This window comes from Pelomicrobium sp. G1, from assembly GCF_051905455.1.
Lineage (GTDB): Bacteria > Pseudomonadota > Gammaproteobacteria > Burkholderiales > UBA6910 > Pelomicrobium.
In genome coordinates this window covers 1-257 of sequence record NZ_JBQACR010000423.1, presented here as the reverse complement: position 1 = coordinate 257, position 257 = coordinate 1, and the positions used below count along the sequence as shown (strand labels likewise).

The 257-nt window shown below is 73.2% G+C and carries 1 pseudogene; it reads left to right on the top strand.

Annotated features, from left to right (window positions below):
- Positions 1 to 14: 14 nt before the first annotated feature.
- A pseudogene (locus tag ACTFO6_RS19090) lies at positions 15 to 257 on the top strand (NAD-dependent epimerase/dehydratase family protein); the annotation flags it as partial.

The following is a 257-nucleotide window of genomic DNA, read 5'->3' as shown; positions in this document are numbered from 1 at the left end:
TCCCGGGCGACGCCATGAAGGTGTTGGTGACTGGGGCTGCGGGGCGCCTCGCCCGGGCGGTGCTGCCGGCCCGGTGCCGGCACGCCCGAGTGGAGGAAGTGCGGGGCATCGACTTGCGTCCCGCCCCCTTCGCCCATCCCAAGTTCCAATGCCGCCGGGTGGACCTGGGCGCGCCCGGCCTGGATCGATGGCTCGCCGGGGTAGATGCCTTGTTGCACCTCGCCTTCGTGGTCCTGCGGGGCCGCACGGCCTTGTCC